The 24,959-nt window shown below is 46.6% G+C and carries 17 protein-coding genes, 1 pseudogene and 1 riboswitch; of the genes and pseudogenes, 4 read left to right on the top strand and 14 right to left on the bottom strand.

What is annotated here, in order from left to right; genetic code table 11:
* Nucleotides 1-6: 6 nt before the first annotated feature.
* From nth to FGQ85_RS06735, 6 genes are all read right to left on the bottom strand, one after another.
* Nucleotides 7-648 carry an endonuclease III gene (gene nth, locus FGQ85_RS06760; protein ID WP_087166795.1) on the bottom strand — a complete coding sequence of 214 codons (642 nt, stop codon included), beginning with the start codon at nt 646-648 and terminating at the stop codon, nt 7-9.
* A 14-nt stretch (nt 649-662) separates the two neighbouring features.
* The gene (locus tag FGQ85_RS06755; RefSeq protein WP_138373008.1) at nt 663-2,672 is read right to left on the bottom strand and encodes a TIM-barrel domain-containing protein; all 2,010 of its coding nucleotides are present in this window, start codon (nt 2,670-2,672) and stop codon (nt 663-665) included.
* 132 nt (nt 2,673-2,804) lie between these two features.
* The gene (locus FGQ85_RS06750) at nt 2,805-3,890 is read right to left on the bottom strand and encodes a Xaa-Pro peptidase family protein (protein ID WP_087166789.1); all 1,086 of its coding nucleotides are present in this window, start codon (nt 3,888-3,890) and stop codon (nt 2,805-2,807) included.
* 114 nt (nt 3,891-4,004) lie between these two features.
* Complete coding sequence (locus FGQ85_RS06745) at nt 4,005-5,462, bottom strand: glycoside hydrolase family 1 protein (RefSeq protein ID WP_138373007.1); 1,458 nt, start codon at nt 5,460-5,462, stop codon at nt 4,005-4,007.
* Nucleotides 5,463-5,486: 24 nt separating this feature from the next.
* A complete protein-coding gene (locus tag FGQ85_RS06740; protein WP_138373006.1) occupies nt 5,487-7,400 on the bottom strand; it encodes a beta-glucoside-specific PTS transporter subunit IIABC in 1,914 nt (637 codons plus the stop codon).
* Nucleotides 7,401-7,545: 145 nt separating this feature from the next.
* A complete protein-coding gene (locus tag FGQ85_RS06735; RefSeq protein ID WP_138373005.1) occupies nt 7,546-8,385 on the bottom strand; it encodes a PRD domain-containing protein in 840 nt (279 codons plus the stop codon).
* A gap of 316 nt (nt 8,386-8,701) precedes the next feature.
* Here FGQ85_RS06735 and FGQ85_RS06730 point away from each other — a divergent pair, with 316 nt between their 5' ends.
* Nucleotides 8,702-9,508 (top strand): HAD hydrolase family protein, encoded by an 807-nt coding sequence (locus tag FGQ85_RS06730; protein WP_207738703.1) that lies wholly within the window; start codon nt 8,702-8,704, stop codon nt 9,506-9,508.
* Here FGQ85_RS06730 and FGQ85_RS06725 read toward each other — a convergent pair.
* Nucleotides 9,492-11,378, bottom strand: a complete 1,887-nt coding sequence (locus FGQ85_RS06725) for a heavy metal translocating P-type ATPase (RefSeq protein ID WP_138373003.1) — start codon at nt 11,376-11,378, stop codon at nt 9,492-9,494. The genes FGQ85_RS06730 and FGQ85_RS06725 overlap by 17 nt on opposite strands.
* Before the next feature lie 116 nt (nt 11,379-11,494).
* A complete protein-coding gene (locus FGQ85_RS06720; RefSeq protein WP_087166782.1) occupies nt 11,495-11,713 on the bottom strand; it encodes a cation transporter in 219 nt (72 codons plus the stop codon).
* 230 nt (nt 11,714-11,943) lie between these two features.
* Here FGQ85_RS06720 and FGQ85_RS06715 point away from each other — a divergent pair, with 230 nt between their 5' ends.
* The 3 genes from FGQ85_RS06715 (at nt 11,944) to FGQ85_RS06705 (ending at nt 16,224) form a co-directional block, all read left to right on the top strand.
* Nucleotides 11,944-12,324, top strand: a complete 381-nt coding sequence (locus tag FGQ85_RS06715) for a metalloregulator ArsR/SmtB family transcription factor (protein ID WP_087166781.1) — start codon at nt 11,944-11,946, stop codon at nt 12,322-12,324.
* Nucleotides 12,325-12,327: 3 nt separating this feature from the next.
* Nucleotides 12,328-13,356, top strand: a complete 1,029-nt coding sequence (locus tag FGQ85_RS06710) for an AraC family transcriptional regulator (protein ID WP_087166780.1) — start codon at nt 12,328-12,330, stop codon at nt 13,354-13,356.
* A gap of 201 nt (nt 13,357-13,557) precedes the next feature.
* The gene (locus FGQ85_RS06705) at nt 13,558-16,224 is read left to right on the top strand and encodes a heavy metal translocating P-type ATPase (protein ID WP_138373002.1); all 2,667 of its coding nucleotides are present in this window, start codon (nt 13,558-13,560) and stop codon (nt 16,222-16,224) included.
* A gap of 90 nt (nt 16,225-16,314) precedes the next feature.
* Here FGQ85_RS06705 and FGQ85_RS06700 read toward each other — a convergent pair whose 3' ends face one another.
* From FGQ85_RS06700 to FGQ85_RS06675, 6 genes and pseudogenes are all read right to left on the bottom strand, one after another.
* Nucleotides 16,315-16,617 (bottom strand): DUF1905 domain-containing protein, encoded by a 303-nt coding sequence (locus FGQ85_RS06700; RefSeq protein ID WP_138373001.1) that lies wholly within the window; start codon nt 16,615-16,617, stop codon nt 16,315-16,317.
* Between the two features lie 53 nt (nt 16,618-16,670).
* The gene (gene rbr / locus FGQ85_RS19145; protein ID WP_347563061.1) at nt 16,671-17,771 is read right to left on the bottom strand and encodes a rubrerythrin; all 1,101 of its coding nucleotides are present in this window, start codon (nt 17,769-17,771) and stop codon (nt 16,671-16,673) included.
* Nucleotides 17,772-17,808: 37 nt separating this feature from the next.
* A pseudogene (locus tag FGQ85_RS19140) lies at nt 17,809-18,663 on the bottom strand ([Fe-Fe] hydrogenase large subunit C-terminal domain-containing protein); the annotation flags it as partial.
* 246 nt (nt 18,664-18,909) lie between these two features.
* Nucleotides 18,910-18,999, bottom strand: a riboswitch (cyclic di-GMP riboswitch).
* Nucleotides 19,000-19,052: 53 nt separating this feature from the next.
* Entirely contained in the window at nt 19,053-19,934 is an 882-nt protein-coding gene (locus FGQ85_RS06690; RefSeq protein WP_138373000.1) for a helix-turn-helix transcriptional regulator, read from the bottom strand.
* A gap of 107 nt (nt 19,935-20,041) precedes the next feature.
* Entirely contained in the window at nt 20,042-21,019 is a 978-nt protein-coding gene (locus FGQ85_RS19135) for an HD domain-containing protein (RefSeq protein WP_347563060.1), read from the bottom strand.
* 144 nt (nt 21,020-21,163) lie between these two features.
* Nucleotides 21,164-24,712, bottom strand: coding sequence for a CAP domain-containing protein (locus FGQ85_RS06675; RefSeq protein WP_138372999.1), 3,549 nt, complete (start codon nt 24,710-24,712; stop codon nt 21,164-21,166).
* Nucleotides 24,713-24,959: the final 247 nt, after the last annotated feature.

The following is a 24,959-nucleotide window of genomic DNA, read 5'->3' as shown; positions in this document are numbered from 1 at the left end:
TCCTTATTAATTGTCAACCCCGTTTTTTCCGCACAGATCACTTAAACAGCATTTGTCACAGTACGGCTTTGTTCTTGCTGTACAGACATCCCGCCCATGGTAAACAAGACGGTGGCAGAAACTGCTCCCCTCTTCCGGCGGCACCAGTTTCCAGAGCTCCATCTCTACTTTTTTCGGCTCCTTGATGCCATCCACAATACCGATTCTGTTTACCAGACGAATACAATGCGTGTCGGTCACAATGGCAGGTTTTCCGAAGACGTCTCCCATAATCAGGTTTGCACTTTTTCTGCCGACACCCGGGAGTTTCAACAGGGCGTCAAAATCGTCCGGAACCTGTCCGCCGTACTCGTCTCTCAGGATCTTCATACAGGCGCTGATATCTCTTGCCTTACTCTTTCCTAATCCACACGGACGCACAATTTCTTCAATCTTTTCCACAGGTGCATCCGCCACTGCGTTGATATCCGGATATTGGGCATACAGATCCTGCACCACCACATTGACTCTCGCATCGGTGCACTGTGCCGCCAGCCGGACACTGATCAGAAGCTTCCACGCCTCATTGTAATCCAGCGTGCAGTCCGCGTCCGGATATTCTTTTCTCAATCTTTCAATTACTTCTAATGTCAGCTCTTTTTTGGTCATTTTTTCACTCCATTTTATTCTTCTGTCGTTGAAAAAAGAAGAGAGAGATGTTCCGGATTTTCATAATCCTTGCTGTATCCGTCATCATGATAATATTCATAAGATGCCATCTCATTTTGCACAAATTTCAAAAGCTCCAGATGCTCAAAATCAATGTCCTGCGTACACTGTGCCGGTTTTGCCAGCGGAATCAGCGTATCCGGACGCATGAAAAATACAACATCTGTCAGTTCCACATCGATGTACTGATGTCCTGCCGGACGGATCTCTGTCTCCATCGTTCCGTCCTCCTTAAAGCGTACCATCTTCATCGTCTCAGGCAGGTAAACATAACGCCCTCTCGCGTTCTGCTCATAGACCGGGGCAAGCATCAGCTCATTGCCAAGAAGCAGCTGATCCTCCACCTGAGCGGCATACTTATCGTCCGGATAATCAAAGGCCAGCGGGCGGAACATCATTTCGCCGCGGAGCGCCGCTTTCATATATTCACTGTAAAGATACGGGATAAGCCGGTATCTCAGTCCGATCACATGCCGGAATCCTGCTGTATTTCCAAACCGGTAGACTTCCTGCTCCCTTGTTCCCGCGGCGGAATGGTTCCGCATGAGCGGCGTGAAAATGCCGAACTCCAGCCAGCGCATCAGAAGTTCCTCTGTCGTATCTGCGCCGAATCCGCCCAGATCCGCTCCTGTATAGAGGAAACCGCACATATTCAAAGACGGCATCATCTTGATATTTAAAAGCAGGTGGAACCACCAGGACTTGTTGTCACCCTGCCAGATTCCGCCATACCGGTGCATACCGATATAGGAAGAACGAGAAAACATGAGAATTCTCTTGTCCGGTTCCAGACGTTCAAACGCTTCTCCTGCCGCCTTTGTCATATTGTATCCAAACAGGTTGTGCACCCGGTCATGGCGCACCCGGACACCGTCCATATCATGGTAAAATGCTTTATAGTCTTCCGGATTGTTGGAAAGGCCTCCCACAAGCCCCTGGAATTCAGAGAAACTGTCCAGATCCAGATTTTTTCCTTTATAGGTATCGATTTTTTCCATGACCGCCTTCAGGCTGTCCTCCGTATAAAAGATGGACGGCTCATTCATGTCGTTCCAGAAGCCCTCGATCCCCTGATCCAGAAGAAAACGGTACTGATCTCCAAACCAGTTACGCGCCTCGGTATTGAGCATATCCGGGAATAAGGCTCTGCCCGGCCAGACTGCTGCCACAAACGGAGTCCCGTCTTCTTTTTTGCAGAAGTATCCCTTCTCGATTCCCTCTTCATATACCGGATATCCCTTTTCTTCCTTCACGCCGGCATCGATAATCGGTACCAGGTGAATGTTTTCCTTCTTCATTTCTTCTACAAAGTCTGGAAAATCCGGAAATGTTTCCTGATTGAGGGTAAAATCCTTATACCGCTCCATATAATCGATATCCAGATATACGCTGTCCAACGGAATCTGAAGATCCCGGTACGCTTTCACCACTTCCCGGACATCATCCTCACTCCGGTATCCCCAGCGGCTCTGTCCATATCCAAATGCCCACAGCGGCGGAATGTAACTGCGTCCGATCATTTTCCGGAACTGCTTTACAATATCTTTCACATCCATGCCTGTAATCACGTAAACATCCAGATTCCAGTCCGATGCCTGAATTTTCAGTTCCTCCATCTTCGTATATCCAATATCAAAACTTACAATTCCCGGATAGTCCACGAAAACGCCAAACGTCTCCGAACCGTCCACTACAAAAAAGTTATGGGCAGCATAAAGAGAACGCTTTTCTTCCATATGATTCGGGTCATCCGTACATTTGCTTTCATAGATCCATCCACGCTTGTTGATTCCGCGCAGATTTTCCCCCAGTCCGTATACCCGGTCGTGTTCCGCCATCCGGTATGTCAAAGTCATCTGTTCTTCATCTACCACAAAAAAAGGAAGCGCTCCCGCCTCGATCTCTGGCTTTTCCGGCACCGCACCGGTTTCAATGCAGCTTCCATATGTATATCTGCTGATCATACTCTTTCTTCCTTTCTTCTCATAATTTCATACTCCTATCTAATCACTGTTTTTTCCTGTTGTCAAACGGAAACTGCAATTTTAGAATAAAAATCCCCCGGACTTTCATCCGAGGGATTTCATTTGCTTTTCTTATTCTTCCGGAACTACGATCAGATCTTTTGTGAAGTGGTTCAGTACTTCGCATCCGTCCTCTGTTACGATAACAAGGTCTTCGATACGAACACCGATTCCTTCGTCCATCAGGTAGATACCCGGTTCGATGGAGAATACCTGTCCAACCTGGATGATGTCTTCGTTTACAGAAGAAACATCGCCGTATTCATGGTCTTCCATACCGATGGAATGTCCTGTTCTGTGTGTGAAGTATTCGCCATATCCTTTTTCTGTGATGTAGTTACGGCAGGCAAGGTCAACGTCACACATTCTTGCGCCCGGTTTTACAGCATCGATACCTCTCTGCTGAGCTTCTTTTACGATCTCGTATACTTCTCTTGCTTTATCAGATACTTCTCCGATGAAGACTGTTCTTGTCATATCTGAGCAGTAATCATTTAAGATACCGCCGATATCAAGTACAACGCTGTCTCCACGTTTTCCTTTTGTATCATCTGTTACATGATGCGGATCTGCACCGGATTTTCCATATGCTGTGATCGGGTCAAAGGAAACTCCTGAATGACCTGTAGCCGCATACATTTCGCGAACTTTTGCATTCAGTTCGTTTTCTGTGTATCCTTTTACTACAAGCGGAATCAGCTCTTCCATAATCTTGTCGTTTGCAAGGGAAGCTTCTCTCATCAGCTGCTGCTCATGCTCGTCTTTTACCATTCTTACATAGTCAACGATCATAGAACCGTTAAGGAATTTGCTTCCTGCGCCTAATTCCTGAAGTCTGAGAAGGAATCTTGCAGGCCATACTTTATCAATTCCGATCGGTTTGTCTTTTTCAACAAACTGGCTTAAGATTTCAACTGCATCCTCTACATCATCATACCAAACAAGCTCAACACCAAGATCTTTTTCCTGTGGGAATAACTTATTAATTACAAGTTTGTGATTTCCGTTTACATTCAGGTAAAGAGCTAACATTCTTTCGCCCGGATGAATCCACTTACCTGTTAAGTAATAAATTGTCGGAGGATCGGAAATGATCATCTGCGGCATTCCCTGCTCTTCCATCTTTGTTAAGATTCTTCCTAATTTTGCTTGATCCATTGCTAATACCCCACTTTCAATATGTTTTTATCTAGCTGATATTATTATAATCTTGTCATATATAAAAGTCAATCATGGGGATGTCCTGAAAGCACTTTCAGAACACCAAAAGCGTTACTCTTTAAAGAGCTCCACTCCGTTCGTCCGGATTACATTCTGGTACCAGTAGAAACTGTCTTTTTTATAGCGGTTTAAGGTACCGCCTTCCTCTTCTTCCCGGTCCACATAGACGAATCCATATCTCTTCTGATATCCGTTCAGCCAGCTTAAGAGGTCGGTGAAGGACCAGGTGCAGTATGCAAGGACCTGACATCCTTCTTCGATCGCTTCTCCCAGCGCCTTGATATGCTCTTTCAGATAGCAGATCCGGTACTCATCGTGAATCTCATTTTCTTCTGTTTTCTTGTCAAATGCGCCAAGTCCGTTTTCGGAAATGATAATCGGAAGTCCATAGCGGCTTGTAATTTCACGGCAGCAGAACCACAGTCCCGATGGATCAATGCTCCAGTCCCAGTCGGTTGTCAGAAGATATGGATTTGCAGGATTCTTATAGATTCCCTGAATTCCCACTTCCTGAGCAGATCCTTTGACACCGCTTGTATTCATCGTTCCGTACGGTGTTACACCGTCTATCGGATTGTATTCACAGACACAGCTCTGATAGTAATTTACGCCCATGAAGGTGATCTCTTTAGCCGCCTTTCTTAAGATCTCCTCATCGCCTTCAGCCATGTCCGGTGCGAATCCTTTCTTTTTTAAATAAGTAAGAGCAGCAATCGGATAACGTCCATATGCATAAACATCCATCCACCAGTAATTTTTCAGATCATCGTAATTTGCTTTTGCCATGGCATTGATGGGTTTACAGTCCAGTGCATAGGACGGGGTATATGCAAAACTTGCACCGATCTCGCCTTTTCCGCCCATCTCCCGGTAGGCAAGCACAGTTTTTGCATGAGCCATAAAAGCATGGTGATTCACCTGATAAAACATTTTCTGGTCATCAAATTTTCCAGGCGGATGCTGTGCAGTGAGCCATCCAAGGGAAGTGAAAATATTCTGCTCATTCAGTGTAATCCAGTATTTCACTTTATCTCCAAATCGTGTGAACAGTGTCTTTGCATAATTGACAAAGTCATCGATAATCTGCGGGCTTTCCCATCCCTGATAAGCGTCCACAAGTGCCTGAGGAAGATCCCAGTGGTAGATCGTCACCATTGGTTCGATCCGGTATTTCAGACATTCATCAATGATATTCTGGTAAAAGGCAACGCCTTCCTCATTAACTTTCCCTTTTCCTTCCGGGTAGATTCTTGCCCAGGAGATGGAAAAGCGGTAGGTCTTCAGTCCCATTTCTGCCATCAATGCAATATCCTCTTTGTATCTGTGATAATGATCAACCGCCACATCGCCTGTCGTCGCTTTAAATGTCTTTCCAGGAATACGTACGAATGTATCCCAGTTTGTTACGCCTTTTCCGCCTTCTCTCCAACCGCCTTCAATCTGGTATGCGGCAGATGCGCTGCCCCATAAAAATCCTTCCGGAAATCCGGCTGCTTTCATCTGTTCCATTGCCTTTCCTCCTGCTTTCTTTTCTTATTTAATTACTAAAATCTCATCCAGTTCTTTCACCGGCCCGGTCACGTCAGCCTCCACGTCTTTGAATTTATCTGTGTTGGAGACGATAATCGGAGTCGTAATGTCATATCCTGCTTTGACAATTTCATCTTTGTCAAATTCCAGAATCACTTCTCCTTTTTTCACCTTGTCTCCGGATGACTTTTTCGGGTAGAAATATTTCCCTTCCAGATTTACAGTATCCATTCCAACGTGAATCAGAAGTTCTACCCCGTCTTCACTTGTCATTCCAACTGCATGTCCAGTCTCAAACATCACGTCAATCCGCCCGTCGAACGGCGCTCTCACTTCTCCTTTTTCCGGGATCACCGCTGTTCCTTTTCCGAGGATTCCCTGTGAAAATGTCGCATCTTTTACCTCTTCCAGCGGAATACATTCTCCCTGCATCGGGCTGGATACGTGAATTTCTTCTCCTTCTTCAAGGAGTTTCTCTTCCAGTGCTTCCTCTTTTACATCCGTTTCCATTGTCACTTCATCCAGATCATCGTCCTCATCCACAATATCCTCAAATCCGATAATCATTGTTGCAATAAATGTCACTACAACTGTCAGGAGAATCGTAAGTGCTGCGATCAGAAGGCTGGATGCCCGGTCTTCCTCTACATACTGTACAATCGTTACAATCGCCGGTGTTGCAATACCAAAGCATTTCATCTGGAAGAATCCGCCGAACAGTCCTCCTACAGCCGCTCCAATACATGCGCCAAGCATCGGCCGTTTCAGACGAAGTGTTACGCCGTAAAGAGCAGGCTCCGTAATTCCGGCAAACAGTGCGGAAAATGCGGAAGAACCGGCAATCTGTTTGAAATCTTTGTTTTTACTTTTGATGGATACTGCAAGCGCCGCCGTACCCTGTGCCATGTTGGAGCAGAGTTCTCCGATACAGATAAAGTTTTCATATCCTGTTGTCGCGATCATTCCAAGCTTGATCGGTGTAAATGCATGGTGCATTCCTGCCATCACGACAAACGGATAGATACCGGCTACAATACCGATTGCGATAAATCCAAGCTTGTCGTGAACAAAGTATACCGCGTCAGACAATACATTTCCGAAAATAGCCCCAAGAGGTCCTAACACGATCAGTGCAATCGGTGCTTCAATCAGTACGACCAGCATCGGTTTTAAGAAGTTCTTTGTCACCACAGGAGTAATCTTGTCTACCAGTTTTTCCACATATTTCAGCGACCACACCGCAAGGATAATCGGAATAACCGAGTAGGAATAAGATGCATACGTTACCGGGATGAATCCCAGAAATTTTACTATTTCGCCTGCTTCATTTGCCTCGCTCATCAGAGAAATAAAATTCGGATGCAGCATAATCAGTGCGATACTTGCCGCATAATACATATTGGTGCCGAATTTCTTGGATGCGGAAATCGCAATCAGCACCGGCATAAAGAAGAATGCACCATCACCCATTACACTTAACAGATTGTAGGTATCTCCTTCAGTACTCAGCACTCCAATCATCGGAAGGAGCGTTAAAAGTACCTTGATCATTGCCGCGCCGATGATGGCCGGAATAACCGGAGCCATAATGCCGGAAATCGTATCCATCAGCATGGAAACCACATTCTTTTTCTCTTTCTTCTCCGGCGCCTTTTTCGGAGCCTCACTTGAGAAATTGCCAAGCTTATTGAGCTCTGCATATACATTGGCTACATCATTTCCAATAATGATCTGATACTGGCCCGCCTTCTTCATGACGCCCATAACGCCTTTTGTCTTTTTTACCGCCTCATCATCTACGATGGACTCATCTTTCAGTGTGAATCGAAGTCTTGTCATACAATGTACAAGACTGATTACATTTTCTTTTCCCCCTACACGCTGCAGGATTTTTTTGGCTACACTTGCGTAATCCATGTCTTCACCTCTTCATATCATATTTGATAACTCCGGAATTTCCCGGAAAATACAAAGACCTGACCACAAAAGCACGTACATTCCCGGGATGTACGCTCTTTTTGCGGTCAGGTCTTGCTTAACTGAATAATAACAAACCTGTGAACTACTCTTGTTGTTCATCCAATATTCTTTTTATATGAATCAGCAGATACAGCTCTTCATCAATACTAAGCCTGTACCCGTACTGCTTTTCGATAAACTGTGCCACTTTTTCCACGCCGGTATATGCCCGGCTGTTCTGCACTACCATGGCACGGTAGATTTCCTCCATGCTGTCCTTATACACTTCGCCGTCCATAACCCGGGCGGAAAAGAACTTCAAATGTGTCAGAAATCTCTGATAGGATACGGAATCCTCATCGAAATCAATCTTAAAATGCATTTTTACAATCTTGATAATTGCATTGATCAGTTCTGTAATCTTCTGCACATCTGAAACTTCACTTGTCTCGAACTCGGAAGATACGATATGCATGGCAATAAATGCCGCCTCATCTTCTCCAAGATCAATCCCTGTCTTTTTCTCAATCCATTCGATTGCCTGACAGCCGATCCGGTACTCCTGAGGGTAAAACTTCCTGATCTCATGACGCATCATGTTTTTCAGGCTGATCCCGTTCTGATAACGCTCGACTGCGGAATTGATATGATCAGTCAGCGTTACATACAAAGTATCCCGGACTTTCAATCCCGCATTTCTCGCCGAAACCACGACTTTCCCGGCCGTCTCCAGATACTTCTCCGAAACCTCCCGAACCACCTGCTGAAGCCGGTGATTATCTTCTTCACTTTGCAGGCAGTAAATCTTCTCTACAAGAGATTTATCCAGTTCCTCGCCATTTTTCTTTTTAAATCCAATACCGGCACCGGTGATGATGATTTCCTTTCCCTGCCGGTCTGTCGATACGACCGCGTTCGTGTTTAGAACTCTGACAATTTTCACTTGCTCTCATCCCTTCCGGTAAGCGGCGAAACAGCGAAGTACTTTGATGCAAAATAAAAAACTGCCTACAATACCAGTCCATCAGTATTATAAACAGTCTTGCTTACCATTACGTAATAACAAACTTCATTTACGTATCTATATTATCAGCTTCAGCTTCATTTGTCCACTATAAATTTTCTTTTCATCATTTATCATAATTTTATTTCTTTATTTTTAGGCAAAACATCCAAAAAAATTTCCCACAATCTTTTTGGATTTTTCCTATAATATCTAGTATAATCATAAATAACCGACTAAGGAGGATAAACACATTATGAAACTGCTTGCACTTGACATGGACGGAACCTGTCTGAATTCCTACAGTAAAATCAGTCCGACGACAATGGATGCGTTATACCTTGCCCGGACATCGGGGATTGAGATTGTCCCTACTACCGGACGCGCGCTCTCCTGTATTCCGCATCAGCTCAGGAAAACGGGCCTGTTCCGCTATGTCATCTCCTCCAACGGCGCTGTTGCCGTAGATCTGAAAGAACGAAAGACTCTCTTCCGTGCTCTCATGCCTTACGAAGCAGCGGCGACAATTATTGAATCCTGCCAGGGGCCGGATCTGAAAATGGCGGCACATATCCGCCATGATTATCTATTGCAGGGTCAGCTTCTGCCTTTCTTCGGACATCTGATCTATGGCCGTGACGCCTCCCAGGCAAGGGCGGTGCCGGATCTTGCAGAATTTATCCGAAGCCGGCACGCGGACGTGGAGGAGCTGCAGTTTTTCCTTCTCACAAAAAAAGCCAGGGAACGTACCAGACGCATCGTGTCTGAGTTCCCTGAGCTTTCTTCTGCCCGCACATCGTATTATGCGGAAATTTATTCCTCCAATGCCACCAAGGGCACTGCCCTTTCAGCCGTGGCAGACTATCTTTCTGTCTCAAAGGACGAGATTGCCTGCATCGGTGACGGTGAAAATGATATCACCATGTTTCAGGCATCCGGACTGCGCTTTGCGATGGGGAATGCCGTACCGGCCTTAAGATCCATGGCCGATGTTGTTGTTTCCTCCAACAACCACGACGGTGTTGCCGAGGCTGTGCGTTCCCTGCTTACAGCTTTTTTATGAACAGTGCCCGGATCGCATTCAGCACTGCCAGAATCATAACCCCGACATCCGCAAAAATAGCCAGCCACATATTTGCGATTCCTACCGCTCCCAGAAGCAGGCAGATTAGCTTAATACCGATGGCAAATACAATATTCTGGTAAACAATCCGCAGGCATTTCCGGGATATCCGGATCGCCTTTGCAATCTTCATCGGATCATCATCCATCAGCACTACATCCGCCGCCTCGATCGCTGCATCCGATCCCATGGCTCCCATGGCGATTCCGATATCCGCACGTCCCAGAACCGGGGCGTCATTGATTCCGTCGCCCACAAATACCAATGCCGATTTTTCCGGTTTTTCCTTTAAAAGCTTTTCCACTATTTTTACCTTATCCGCAGGAAGCAGTTCACTGTAAACCATATCGATTCCAAGCTCTGCAGCCACTTTATCCGCCACTTTTGCAGCATCTCCGGTCAGCATCACTGTTTTTGTGACCCCTGCTTTTTTCAATGTCTGTACAGCCTCTTTGGCATGCGGCTTCACAATATCCGAAATCACGATATGACCTGCATACGCGCCGTCTACCGCCATATGGATAATCGTTCCGGCCAGATGGCAGTTCTGATAAGGAATTCCCAGATGCTCCATGAGCTTGTCATTTCCCGCCGCCACTTCCACACCGTCCACACGGGCCGTCACACCGTTGCCGCTGATCTCCTGAATGCCCTCTACTCGGGACCGGTCGATCGGTTTCCCGTAAGCATTCTGCAGACTCCTGCTGATCGGGTGGGAAGACGCACTCTCCGCAAGAGCCGCATATTCGAGCAGTTTTTCCTCCTCCATGGAATTGTGATGAATGGCATTGACTTCAAAGACACCTTTCGTCAGTGTCCCGGTCTTGTCAAAGACCACGGTCTTTGTCCGGGAAAGTGTTTCCAGATAATTGGAACCCTTTACGAGAACCCCTGCATTACCTGCCCCTCCGATTCCTGCGAAGAAGCTAAGTGGAATACTGATCACAAGGGCACACGGACAGCTGATGACGAGGAAGGTAAGCGCCCGGTAGATCCAGGTTCCCCAGTCCGCCGGAAGCCCCATGAAAAGCATCCGGACAAGCGGCGGCAGGAACGCAAGTGCCAGTGCCGCATAGCAGACCGCAGGCGTATAGACCCGGGCAAATCTGGAGATAAAATCTTCCGAACGGGATTTCCGGGAACTTGCATTCTCCACCAGATCCAGAATCTTCGATACCGTAGACTCTCCAAATTCTTTTGTGGTCCGGATTTTCAGAACGCCTGTCATGTTAATACATCCACTGATAATCTCATCCCCTGCTTTCGCATCTTTTGGAAGACTTTCTCCTGTCAGCGCACTGGTATTTAAAGTGGAGTTCCCCTCTACAATAATACCGTCAAGGGGTACCTTTTCTCCAGGCTGAACTACAATCGTACTTCCAATTTCTACATCATACGGATCTACTTTTTCCAGTTTTCCGTCTCTTTCCATATTGGCGTAATCCGGACGGATATCCATCAGCTCGCTGATATTGCGCCGGCTTTTTCCGACCGCATAGCTCTGGAACCACTCTCCAATCTGGTAGAAGAGCATGACGGCGATGGCCTCCGTATAATCTCCGCTCCTTTCATAAAGTGCCAGAGCAATGGCTCCGATCGTTGCCACTGCCATCAGGAAACACTCGTCAAACACCTGGCCGTTCCGGATCCCTTTGAATGCCTTCAGTAAAATATCATAACCGATCACAAGATACGGGATCAGGTACAGTACAAACCGGAACCAGCCTTCTGCCGGGACAAAATTCAGTCCGACAAGAAGCAGGGCCGCAATCAAAATCCGCACCAGCATGATTTTCTGTTTTTTTGTCATAGTAATTCCCTTCTTTCATTTTTATATATGCTCATATATTCATATATTATTCTTAAGAAATGCACCGCAGAATCTTTCTTGTAAATCTACGGTGCACTTATTCAAAAACGAACATTTTAAAGAAAGATCTCACAGTCAGCCTCTACCTTTTTGCAGTTTTTGAGGACTTCCTGCATCACTTCCTTCGGATTCTGTCCATCTTCAAACTCAACATTCATCTTCAGCAGCATAAAATTAACAACAGCATCTTTTACACCTGGAGTCTTCTTTGCCGCAGCTTCCATTTTATTTGCGCAGTTCGCACAGTCTACTTCGATCTTATAACTTCTTTTCATGATTCTACATCCTTTCTGTTACTCTTGCTTAATTAAACAACTGTTTAATCGTTTGTCTTTATGATAGCATATCTTCCTTTCAGGTCAATAATCATCTCAAATTCCCTTCCAAACCGGCTAAATCTATTTCCTTTTGGGCAAATTCCTTCTTCTTCACGGAAATTTCTTCTGCCTTGTTTTCTTTCGTTCATGCTGTTATAGTAAAAATAGCATCAAAGGAGGAATCGCTTATGAAAACTTTACCACATGATCACGGCCAGACATTTGAACACATGCCGGATCAGATTCCAAATCCGGAAGACTTTCAGATTGTCGCGGATCTGTTCAAACAGATGAGCGATCAGAGCCGGATCCGGATTTTCTGGCTTTTATGCCACTGCGAGGAATGTGTCATCAATATCTCCTCGCTTGTAGAAATGAGCAGCCCGGCAGTCTCCCACCATCTGAAACAGTTAAAAATCACCGGACTGATTGTCAGCCGGCGGGAAGGAAAAGAAGTCTATTATAAAGCGGCCGACACGGTACAGGCTCAACTGCTTCATCACATGATCGAGCAGGTGATCCAGATTTCCTGTCCTTCTTCCTCACCCAGTCATAAAGAGGGGAAATAGAATATGAAACATGAGCCATTCATTCAGATCGAATCTATTTTATGCGATATTCCAAACGGTTCCCTTGTTCTTGAACAGCACACGGATGATCATCAGGGAAGCAACCTGTTTACAGAGCAGTTCGAATCACAGACGTCCGGAAAAGGGAAACTGGAGATCTATCCTGTTTTTCCCGGCATCCTGCTTTCTCTCGACTGGTTTCTGGCAGATCAGGTCTCTTTCCGGCATGGTGCCAACCGTCATATTCTTGAAATTACCCACTGCCGTTTCGGCCGAATCGGTTGGAATTTCAAAAGTGGAACCTCCGTCTACCTCGGAAGCGGGGATCTGTCCCTGCACAGTACAGACTGCTGTGCAGATTCTGTTATGACATTTCCGCTTGGTTACTGCGAAGGGATCAGTATTTTTATCAATCTGAAAGAACTTTCTTTGCACATGCCTCCGATTTTACGGGACATAATGCTGGATCCGGACCTTCTATATCGATGGTTCTGTCTGCCGGAGACCCCGGCCGTTCTTCCGTCCGGGCCGGATATTGACGTCATTTTCCGCCCATTATACGGACTTCCAGAACAGCTCCGCATGCCATATTTTAAATTGAAAGTTCAGGAACTGCTTCTCTATTTATACCGCCTGTCCCCGGAGATCTCGGCCCCTGCCCAGGTCCAGTCCCGGCAGGCCGCACTGATGCAGGAGATCCATCATCAGCTTACGGAACACCTGGACCGCCGGTATACGATTGAAGAGCTGTCCCGCCAGTATCTGATCAACACTTCCTCGCTCAAAGAAATTTTTAAAGGCGTTTACGGAATGCCCATTGCAACTTATATGAAAGAATTCCGGATCCGCAAGGCGATGGAACTTCTGCAGCAGACAGACGATAGCATTGCCGAGATTGCCGCAAAAGTAGGATACGAAACACAGGGGAAATTCGCCAAGGCATTTAAAGAATTTACCAATCTGACACCGAGCAGTTATCGAAAAAAATACAGAGAAGGAAATTTTATCCAGCAGAAGCGGACAGACGTATGAAAACGTCTGTCCGTTTTTCTACTTCTTCCATTTGGACTAATTTTATTTCTGATTGGGCAAGTCAAACTTTTTGTTTTGGATTATACTAAAGCCACACAGATACTCATACCCCGTATATGTGTATTTGTTTCCTCATAAGAATATACATGGTCGTGATGCGGCGGTTTTATTCCAGCCGTGCGGCCAGAAAGGAGAATAGATATGCAGGAAAAATACAATGTGACCGGCATGAGCTGTGCTGCCTGCTCTTCCCGTGTGGAAAAAGCAGTCTCGGCTCTTCCCGGCATGAAAGAGTGTTCGGTCAACCTCTTAAAAAACAGCATGGTCGTCAACTACGATGACCAGACTTTGACCGGAGCCGATATTATTCAGGCAGTCGAGAAGGCCGGATACGGTGCTTCCTTGCAGGCGGACGGTCAGAAGAAAACTTCTGCCGCCACGGTGCAGTCCTCATCTTCCATTGCCGCGAAAAAAGAATATGAGAGCATGAAACGAAGAGTGATCTGGTCCTTTATCTTCACGGTTCCACTGTTTTATCTTTCCATGGGACATATGATGGGCTGGCCGCTGCCGGGCATCTTCCTTGGCACGGAAAATTCCATGATCTTCGCCTTTACCCAGTTTCTGCTCCTGATTCCGGTCGTATTTATCAACTTCAAATACTATCGTGTCGGGTTTAAGACACTGATTCACAGATCCCCGAATATGGATTCCCTGATCGCTCTCGGATCCGGTGCCTCTCTCGTATACGGCATCTATGCATTGTACAAGATCGCATTCGGTCTCGGACACGGGGATATTGCAATGGTGCATCAGTTTTCCCACGACCTGTACTTTGAGGGTGCAGGCACGATCCTGACGCTGATCACCCTCGGCAAGTTTTTCGAGGCACGTGCAAAAGGCAGGACTTCCGATGCCATCAACAAGCTTCTGAACCTCGCCCCGAAAACCGCAACCGTCATCCGTGACGGCGTGGAATCTACAATTCCGGTGGAAGAACTGGAAAAAGGTGATATACTGATTGTAAAGGCCGGCGAATCCATCCCGGTGGATGGAATCCTGACGGAAGGCTCCGCCTCCATTGATGAATCCGCCATTACCGGAGAAAGTATTCCTGTTGACAAGCAGGCCGGAGACAAAGTCATTGGTGCAACCGTCAATAAGAGCGGATACTTCAAAATGCAGGCAACCAAAGTCGGTGACGAAACCGCTCTTGCACAGATTATCCGTCTTGTGGATGAAGCGACCAGTTCCAAGGCTCCGATCGCAAAGCTTGCAGATAAGGTAGCCGGCGTTTTCGTCCCGATTGTCATTACCATTGCCATTGTTTCCGCTGTTGTCTGGATGATCCTGGGAGCATCCTTTGAATTTGCGCTGACCATCGCCGTTTCCGTTCTGGTTGTCTCCTGTCCATGTGCGCTTGGACTTGCGACTCCGACCGCAATCATGGTCGGCACCGGCCGCGGCGCCACAAACGGAATTCTGATCAAGTCCGCAGAGGCGCTGGAAACCGCCCACTCGATCCAGACGGTTGTCATGGATAAGACGGGTACAATCACCCAGGGAAAACCGATGGTGACCGATATTGTCTGCGAGCCGAAAGTGTCGGAAGCCCGACTTCTTCAAGTGGCTGCATCCTTGGAAAAGCTCTCTGAACATCCACTTGGACATGCGATTGTCGAGGAAGCAGAAAACCACCAGATCGCGTATCTTGCAGTACAGAACTTTCAGCAGATACCGGGGCAGGGCATCAAGGGAACAATCGACGGCGTAGAATATCTGGCCGGCAACCAGAAGATGATGAACGCCTTTTCCATCCATGATCCGGCACTGGAGCAGTTACAGGATAAAATGGCATCCGACGGGAAGACGCCATTATACTTTGCCGAAGGCGGACGGCTCCTTGGCATGATCGCAGTAGCCGATGTCGTAAAACCGACAAGCCGTCAGGCTGTCAAAGAGCTTCAGGCCATGGGAATTGAAGTCGTCATGCTGACCGGAGACCACAAAAAGACTGCCGAAGCAATCCGCCGGCAGGTCGGTGTGGACCGGGTCATTGCCGAAGTGCTCCCTCAGGATAAGGAAGAAGAAATCCGCCGGATTCAGGAAAACGGCAAAAAGACCGCCATGGTGGGTGATGGTATCAATGATGCTCCGGCCCTTGCCAGAGCGGATGTCGGAATCGCCATCGGTGCAGGCACCGACATTGCCATGGAATCTGCCGACATTGTCCTGATGAAAAATGACCTGCTGGATGTAGCAGGCGCCATTGAGCTGAGCAAAGCGACCATCCGCAACATCAAGGAAAACCTGTTCTGGGCTTTTTTCTACAATGCAATCTGTATTCCGGTTGCAGCCGGATGCTTCTACACCGCCTTTGGGCTGAAGATGAATCCGATGGTTGCGGCTCTCGCCATGAGCTTCAGTTCCGTCTTTGTCGTAAGTAATGCGCTCCGTCTGCGCTTCTTCAAGCCGAAACACGGATCCGCTGCCGCTTCTGACAATACGGCGACAGATACTAAGCCATTTACTGTTACACACACGACGATAGCAGAACACGTCTCTTCCGAAGAGCCTTCCACCAGGGAAGCCCTCCCGCAAGAAGACTGCTGTCAAAATAAAACGAAACAAAATTCAGGAGGTATCACAATGAAAAAACAACTCTCAGTAGAAGGAATGATGTGCCAGAACTGCGTAAAGCACGTAAAGAAAGCTCTTGAAGCAATTGAGGGTGCAACGGATGTTGTTGTCAGCCTGGAAGACAAGACAGCAACTGTCTGTGTACCGGAATCCGTTACTGATGAAATGCTCACTGCTGCTGTGACAGAAGAAGGATATGAAGTAACAGGAGTTCAGACGATTGCTTAAATAACTTCATTACTCTCTATTTCCAAAAAAGCTGGAAGAAACCGTGCCTTTCAAAAGGACTGGTTTCTTCCAGCTTTATTTCTATTCGAATTATTCTTTTCTGTCCGGGACCGCTTCCTGGATCGTAACAAGCACGGTATCTCCCGGTTCTTTTCCTATCGCCTTTCGGATATCTTTGCGGATTCCGATAATATAGCAGACAGAGCCATCATCATTTTTGACACCCATATTTACAATACTTCCACTGTACGGAACTCCGTCAAATGTTGCTTCCACCTTGACCCGGCCCTTTCCAAATTCCTGCCTGATATCATAAGGAAACCGCACATACGCTCCTCCCTTATCCGGCACCGCCTCAATAACTGCATGAAATTCATATGTTTTTCTATTCATCGTACCACCTGATATCCATCTTTCATCCTTTTCTTTTTTTCTTATGGCTGCTATTAGTAGTTCTTTTTATGCACCTCAAAGTAAGACTGGCTGTAGCTGCATACCGGGCATACATCCGGGGCTTTTGTCCCCACATGGATGTGTCCGCACACACGGCATTCCCATACGGTTTCTTCGATTTTCTCAAATACCTGTCCCTTTTCCAGATTCTCCAGAAGCTTTCTGTAACGTTCCTCATGGCGCTTTTCGATCGCGCCTACTCTCCGGAACCGTTCTGCAAGATCATGAAAACCTTCTTCCTCGGCATCTTTCGCCATGCGCTCATACATATCGGTCCACTCATAATTTTCTCCTGCTGCTGCCGCCAGGAGGTTTTCTTTACTTGTCCCGATGTGTCCTAATTCCTGATACCACAGGCGGGCATGTTCCTGTTCGTTGCGGGCTGTCTGGAGGAATAATTCCGCTATCTGCTCATATCCTTCTCTCTGTGCAACCTGCGCAAAAAAGGTGTATTTATTTCTTGCCTGGCTTTCCCCTGAGAATGCTTCCTGAAGATTCTTTTCTGTCTTTGTTCCGGCATACGGAGAAGTTCCTGCCGCCGGTATTTCCTCTATCTTTTCAAAAGAGGATGCCGGCTGTTTGCAGATCGGACATACAAAGTCTTCCGGCAGAGTCTCTCCTTCATAAATATAACCACAGATCTTACATTTCCATTTTGTCATTGTGTTTTCCTCGTTTCTTTCTTCCGTCTCTTGTTCGTTTCCATGTTTCGTTAAATCTTCTGCTCTGCTGATGTAGGAAGTATGAAGCATCTTCTCAGCCAGCCTGCTTAGCGGTGTACCGTAAAATTCTTCATAAAGTTTTTTGATTTCCGGATTCTCGTGACTGAACCGCAGCGTCATCTGCTCATCCCGGCTGTAGAGCCCCGCTATCCTTGCTTTTCTCGTCTGATCGGCATCCACCTCCAGATTGCGCGGCTGTCCGCCTCCGCCGATACAGCCTCCCGGGCAGGCCATCACCTCGATAAAGTGATAATCTTTCTTCCCCTCTTTCAGGCGTTCGATCATCTTCCTTGCATTTTGTGTGCCGTGCACAACGGCAACATTCAACTGTGTTCCGGCAATATTCAAGACTCGCTTCCCTGATGCCCTCATATCCTCTCACCGGCTCTAACTGATAGAACTCCTTTGGCGCATTTTCCCCGGTAAGACTATAATATGCAGTCCTAAGTGCGGCCTCCATCACCCCTCCGGTATTTCCGAAAATCACACCGGCGCCGGATGCTTCTCCCATCAGAGAATCGTATTTGCTTTCCTCCAGTTTTGCAAAATCGATCCCCTCTTCCTTTGCCCATCGTGCCAGCTCACGGGTCGTCACAACATGATCCATGTCCCGCATGGCCGGCTCTCCAAGCTGTTTTCCCGCCGCATTCATTTCCGGTCTGCGGATTTCAAACTTCTTGGCTGTACACGGCGTCAAGGCTACATTCACAATCTCTTTTGGATCAATTCCCATCTTCTGAGCAAAGTACGTTTTGATTGTCGGTCCCTGCATCCCGATCGGGCTTTTTGCCGTAGAAAGATTCGTCAGCAGTTCCGGATAATAGGTTTCCGCAAACTTGACCCAGGCCGGGCAGCAACTTGTAAATTGTGGCAACGGCGCCGTCTTTTTTGTGATCCTTTCCAGCAGTTCGGCCGCTTCTTCCATGATGGTAAGATCCGCCGCAAAATTCGTATCCAGCACATAGTCTGCTCCAAGCGCCCGCAAAAGAGCAACCATTTTTCCCTGGACAAAATCGCCCGGCTTCATACCGAACTCTTCTCCCAGTGCGACTCTGACCGACGGTGAGGTACTGACAATAACCACTTTGTCCGGATCTGCAATAGCCGCCCTCACCGCCTGATATTCATATACCTCCGTGATACTTGCGGTCGGGCAGACATTGGCGCACTGGCCACAGTGGATACAGATCGCCGTATCCCCGGTTTCTTCCAGTGTGTACGTACCGTGTACCCCAATTATATTCGTACACACGTCCCTGCACATCCCGCATCTGATACATGCCTCTTCGTCCCTGCAGATGCCTGGATTGTCGCTCTCAATCGGAACCCGCACGGACAAAGGTAAATGTTTTGACATGACTCTTCTCCTTCTTCCTTTGTATTTTCTTCTGCAGCATCCTGCAAAAGAATGCTTTTGAAAACCCGGAATAAAAGGTAACAAAAAACGGATAAAACATCTGCTTTATCCGTTGCACAATACATATCGGGGGAAATCCGGTACATTTGATAATACTGCAACTGGCTGTCATTCTCATATTACTATGGATTAGACCCTATAGTTTTGCGTCGCCATCTTTCGAAGGTTTTGCCCATAATTATTCTTTTGTTTTCTGTTACTATCAAATCACACTCTATCCCTTTTGTCAAGTAATATTAATCGTGATGGTCAGAAGCACTACTCACCAGGACGGCTTCTTTCCCGCTCTCTGAGCACTTCTCTCTGAATTGTCTGTTCTGCTCTTCTACCCTCGTAATCTGATCCTTCCCTTTCAACTGTTCCTTGTTTTCCTTCTCTTTTCTTTGTTGTTTTCTCCTCTCTTCTTCACAGTTTTCATGATAACTCCGCTCCGCATCCCAGTGTTTCCGGATCTCTTCGGCCAGCCGGATAATCCATTCCGGGTCTTCACCCCCATGGGCTTCTGATGGTGCGCCGCCGGAAATCTCTTCTTGTTCCATAAGCCCGTATGCCAGAAGCATTGCCTTCCACACACTCATCAACTCATAATAAAACGGCATTTTCAAAATCATTTTTTCCATATTCCGCATCATTTCCATCAGATCATTGGTCATTCCATAAATGCTGCATCCACGGTCGATGCATGCAATTTGTGATGCTATACTCCCCGCATGATCGGTCCATTTGATTATATCGTCTGCCTTTTCCAGAATTTCCTGTTTCCTTTTCTGCGCCAGTACATATTTTTCATCCATGCTGATCCGGGTATCCGGCAGAAAATATATATGCTGATTTTTCCCGTCCTTATCCTGCGGTTTATACCGATAACTCTCCCTGCCATTATGGTCATAGCGGAACATCGCCTTTTCAAGCAAAGTGATCTTTTCTTCTTCTGATATTTCTCCAAAATATCTTTGGTCAATCCCGAAAAACTCTGAAAGCTGCTCTTTCCTTTGCTCCGGTATTTCTTTTTTCCCGTTCTCCCACGCACTTAATGCCTGTCTTGTAACGCCAATACACTCTGCCAGATCATTTAGTGACAGATTGCACCGAACCCTGATATATTTTAATCCATTCATTCTGAATCCCTCCAAAGATTTCTTAAATGAATCAGTGCACCGTTCATGTAGCTAAATCATATCTTTGGTTGACAGGCATTGTCAATCCGCAACCATCAATCTTTTTCTCAATGTTCCGGTGTGCTTTTCATCGGCACAACCGTGTACAGATCTTTTCCCGTCTTTTTCTCAAAATATTCCTTCAGCGCCATATTTCTGTCCCATTTATCCTGCGGATAATAACCGTAACGGCTTTTCACATCATTCATCCGCTCTTCCAGAGATACAATCCCGTCGGCCACAGCAATGGAATCACAGAGCTGAATCAGATAGTCGTATTCATCGTATTCCATTGCATCCAGCAGGTTCTTCAGCTCTTCCTGCTTTTCTTCTGATATGTCGAACTTTCCAATATAATCTTCCATCTTTTTCCGGTTGAACGAATGGGAAAGCGCCGTCCTTGCGGCTTTCTCATAGCCACGCTCCATCAAAAACGTATATCCGTCATAGACATGCGCCAGATAACTGACCCCGAACCGCCGTCCAATGTCATGAAGCAGACCGCAAATATAGGCCGTTTCCTCATCCAGCCCTTCGCACTCGGCCGCAATTTTTCCTGCGGCCTCTGCCACATATTCGCTGTGTCGGATCCATGGTCCCGGGTTCATCCTGCCGCCCTCTTCCAGCAGGGATCGTGCCTCATCCATGGATGGAATTCCTTCTTTCTCTCTCGTTCGTCTTCCTGTCTGTATAAAATGGATCAGTTCCTCCACATCGTCAAACTCATCGTAATCACCGTTGATGCCTTCCCGGTGATAGATAATCCCATTTTGTTCATTCCGCTCCAGACAGTCCAGCAGCGCATTCTCGCCATAACGTCTGGCAAACAGCGTGAACGCATAGGGCTTGATCTTCGTCAAAATTCCTTTCCGGCAGTCAATTTTGCATTCATAGCAATGGCCGATTCCCTTTTCCATTGTGCATTTTCGATTCTCACACCAGTCCTTGTCCGGACAGGTATCCGCATTACATCCGGCACAATTCTGATTTTCTGAGCAAATACAGCAGGCAAGCCCGCATCTTGCAATTCCAAGTTCTCTTCGCATAATAAGTCTCCGTTTCAGTTTCTGCTTTTCTACAATTTCTCAATCCATTATACACCAAAAGGCCATTTACCGGATCAATGATCTCCGTCTGTAAATGGCCTTTCTTATTTAGTTTAAATTACTGCCTGTCCGGTGCATTATTAATTAACTGTGTTTTTTCTTCCACGCTGCAAGTGCTGCTGCCAACGCTCCCATTCCTGCTGTCGCATACAAAGCCGGTTCTGCCGAATCGCCGGTTTTTACAGTTATTCTTTCTTCTGTATCTGTTTTTTCTTCTTTTTGAACTTTTTCTGTTTGCTGTACGTTTTCACCGTTCTGCTCCGTAGAAGTCTTCATAAACTGATCATAGCTTTCCTGTGCGTCAGCAAGATCAACAACCGCCTCTGCATATGCAAGTTTGGCCTGATCGTATGTCTTTTTCGCTTCCGCAAGTACCGCTTTCTTTTCTTCATATACTGCTTCGATCTCCTCAACCTGTTTTTCGGCCAGTTTAATCTCATCTACATAGGCATTCAGATAGGAGAAGTTTGCACCCTCGATTGGTGTTTTCATCGCTTCTGTCAAAGACAGTTTATCTGCTTCCGCTTTCTTTGCTTCTGCCTGTTCCAGAGCCGCTTTCGCATCAGCAACAGCCTGTACTGCTTTCGCCTCGTCTTCCACAGCTTTTTCATAGTTTTCTTTCGCTTTTGCCTCTTCAGAAAGAGCTGTGTTGTATGCCGCTTTCGCCTCACGGAGCGGTGTAATTGCATCTACTGCATCCTGATATATTTTCTGAGCTTCCTCAACTTTTCCTTCGCTCTCTTTGCGTGCTTCTTCTGCCACAGCAACAGCTGCTTCTGCTTCAGGTTTGTTTTCTCTTAATGATGTCAGCTGTGATTCAGCATCTTTCTGCGCTTCGGTATTCGTCTGAATATCTGTCTCAGCGTCTGTCTTATCCTGCTGTGCTGTTTGCAGATCTACTTTACAATCTTCTACTGCCTGTCGTTTTTCAGCAAGATCTGCGGCCACAACAGCTTCTATTTCGTCTCTCGCCTTTTCTGCCTGTGTAAGATCCGCCTCTTTCGCTGCTGTCACACTCTGCGCAGACTTCAGATCTGTCTCTTTTGATTCAGCTTCTGTCTTTGCCGTACTCAGTTTTTCATTAGCTGTCCTAAGGACCGCTGATACTGTCTGATAATTCCGTTGCGCTGTCTGTAAGTGCGCTGCTGCTGTCTCAGCATTTGTCTCACCAATTTCTTTGCCTGCAAGTGCTCTGTATGCCTGACGTTTCTGCTTAAGATTTGTCTCCTGCTCTTCTTTCTTCTGCGCTGCCTGCTCCTGAGAGGCTTTTGCAGTCTGGTATGCCTGCTGCTTGTCAGAAAGTGTCCGCTGTGCTGCGTTTACTTCTGCCTTTGCGCTCTGCACCGCCTGTGATACTGATGTTACTTTTGCTGATGCTGATGTCACAGCTGCAACTTTCTGAGCTGTTGTCTGTTCTGCAGCCTTAACTTCATTTTGAGCTGATGTTACTTTCCGGGCTGCCTGAGTATTTGCCTGTTGTTTCTGCCGAAGGACTGTAGCTGCCTCGGCCGCCTTTTTCTGTGCAGCCTCATATGTAGTCTGCGCAGATGCAAGTGCATTCTTCGCCTCTTCCAGCTTCTTTGCTGCCTCCTCGGCAATCTGCGGAGCATTCATCAGACCGTCATAGTATTTCATGAAACGGTTGGTATAGTCTTCGAGGGTCATGGCGTTGTCGTTATATTGCTCACTATAATTTTCCCAATTAAATACTTGTCCATAGGCAGCCCCATATCTGACACTATATTGATTCACAGCAAATCCCGTATAAACAAAGCCTTCCTGAATGATATTGAAATAGTGCCCGCTATTATCCGGGTTCCCCGTAGTCTCATAATCCTCTTTTTCCTCTGTATACCATCCATAAAATGGGTCGTATGAACCCGAACCCCATGCCAAATTTTCTCCACCGACCTGGAACTGCCCTGTATGACCAATATAATTCCCTGAAGCATTCGTATTCGATTGTGCAATTGCCATTAATGAATCAGATACCTTTAAGTCTGCACATTGATGATTTTCCCGAAGTTCATTACACTCTTTAATCCATTCCAAAGCCGCTTTCATATTTTCCAGAGAAGTGGCATCCTTTTCATTCCCTTGCTCTGTATACTCTTTTAAAGGAGCATTATTCAAAATATCCAGCGCTTCCTCTGCACCCATTTCCTCAAAGAATCCAAACGATCCTTTCGCAATCTGGGCTTCTGCATTGTCGCTTGCTTTTTTTGCCTCATCATAAGCTTTCTGGGCTGCGTCAACTGCGGCCTGTTTTTCTTCCACCTGTTTTCTTGCTGCTTCCGCCTGGGAATCTGCGCTGTTTTTGGCTGTTTGTGCAGACGCAACTGAACTTTCCGCAGCTGTCTTAGCTTCTTGCGCTTCCTGAAGTGCTTCTTTGCTGGCCGCTTCCGCCTGTTCTGCCGCTGCTTTTTCCTGTTTTGCCTTCTCAAGAGCTGCTTCTGCGTTTGCTTTCTCCTGTGTTTTCTGATTCAGTACAGCATCTTTCTGATCTTTTACAGTCTGTGCCGCATTCAGTTCACTCTGTGCTGAATTTAATACAGACTGTGCCTGCTGCTCTGTCTGTACTGCTGCCGCAAGGCTTTCCTGTGCTGCTGCTACAGCGCCTTCTGCCTGTGCGATCTCAATCTCTTTCTGTGCCTGATCCACATCTGTCTGCGCACTCTCTGCGGCACTTTGTGCCTGTGCCAGAACCGCATTTGCCGTATCCAAAGCTGCCTGCTTTTCTGCCTGCACAGCCTGTGCTTCACTTAACGCATCCTTCGCCTGTTCCACCTTTTCCAATGCAACCTTGTATTCTGGAGAACCTTCTGCGGCTTCTGCTTCTGCCTGCTCATAAACTGCTGTTGCCTGTTCCATAGCTGCCTGGGCTTCTACAATATCCTGCTCTGCCTGGGCTTTTGCTTCCTGAGCCTTTACAATGTTAGCTTTCGCTGTCTCAATCGCAGCTTCTGAACTGCTGATCTGTCCATTAATCTGCTCCAGGTTTTCCTGTGCTTCCTGTACGGCTCCCTCTTTTTCCGTTAAATCTGCCTGTGATGCTTCCAGAGCCTCCTGCTTTTGCTGGACCTCTTCTTCCGTTACAGTAACTTTTTCCTGTACCTCTTCCAGATACTCCTGCGCTTCTTTACTAAGCTCCTGACTATCTGTATACGCCTGGCTCTTTTCCTGCGTATTGACTGCGGCCTGCATCTGTTCTACCTGCTTCTGGTCAAAAGTATCCTGAGCTTCGACCTCTGCCTTCTCCGCTTCTGCTACTGCTTCCTGAAATGCCTGCTCTGCTTCCTTTTTCGCTTCCTCTGCCTTGGCAACCGCTTCTGCCGCTGCCTGTGCCGCTTCACTTTCTTCTTTCTTCGCTGCTTCGTAGGCTTCCGATGCCTGCTTTTCTTCAGAAGCAGTTTTTTCTTCCTGCTCTTTAGCGATATTCAGATTTTCTTTTGCTTCATCCAGACTGACCGGAGCTGCCTTTTTCTTTTCTGCAGTCCCTTTTACCTGCTTATCCTCCTGTCCGTCAATCTGTCCTGCATCTGCTGCTGTAGCTACATCCTGTGCCATCACAGATGAAGAAAGAAGTACTGCGGCCGTCACCGCTGTTGTCAATTTCACAGATTTTTTTCCCATTTCTCATTCCTCCGTAATATTTACATTATTTACAGCAATAAAACTGTATTCTTAACCTCTTCTGGTAATGAATAATTCCTCCTTCCCTGCTATATTCATTTCTCCCCTTAAAATCCCACATATGTATTTTACACCTGCCGCTTTCGTTTTTCCAGCGTTGCATCTCACCTGTATGTGTCAAGTAATCGTTGGCACTTTTTCTTCTTTTTTTGATATCAGTTTATTTCTTTTATTTTCAGACAATTCA

Source organism: Pseudoflavonifractor sp. BSD2780061688st1 E11, from assembly GCF_005844125.1.
GTDB lineage: Bacteria > Bacillota > Clostridia > Lachnospirales > Lachnospiraceae > Sellimonas > Sellimonas catena.
The sequence above is the reverse complement of the archived record's forward strand: the minus strand, read 5'-3'. Positions and strand labels throughout refer to the sequence as shown.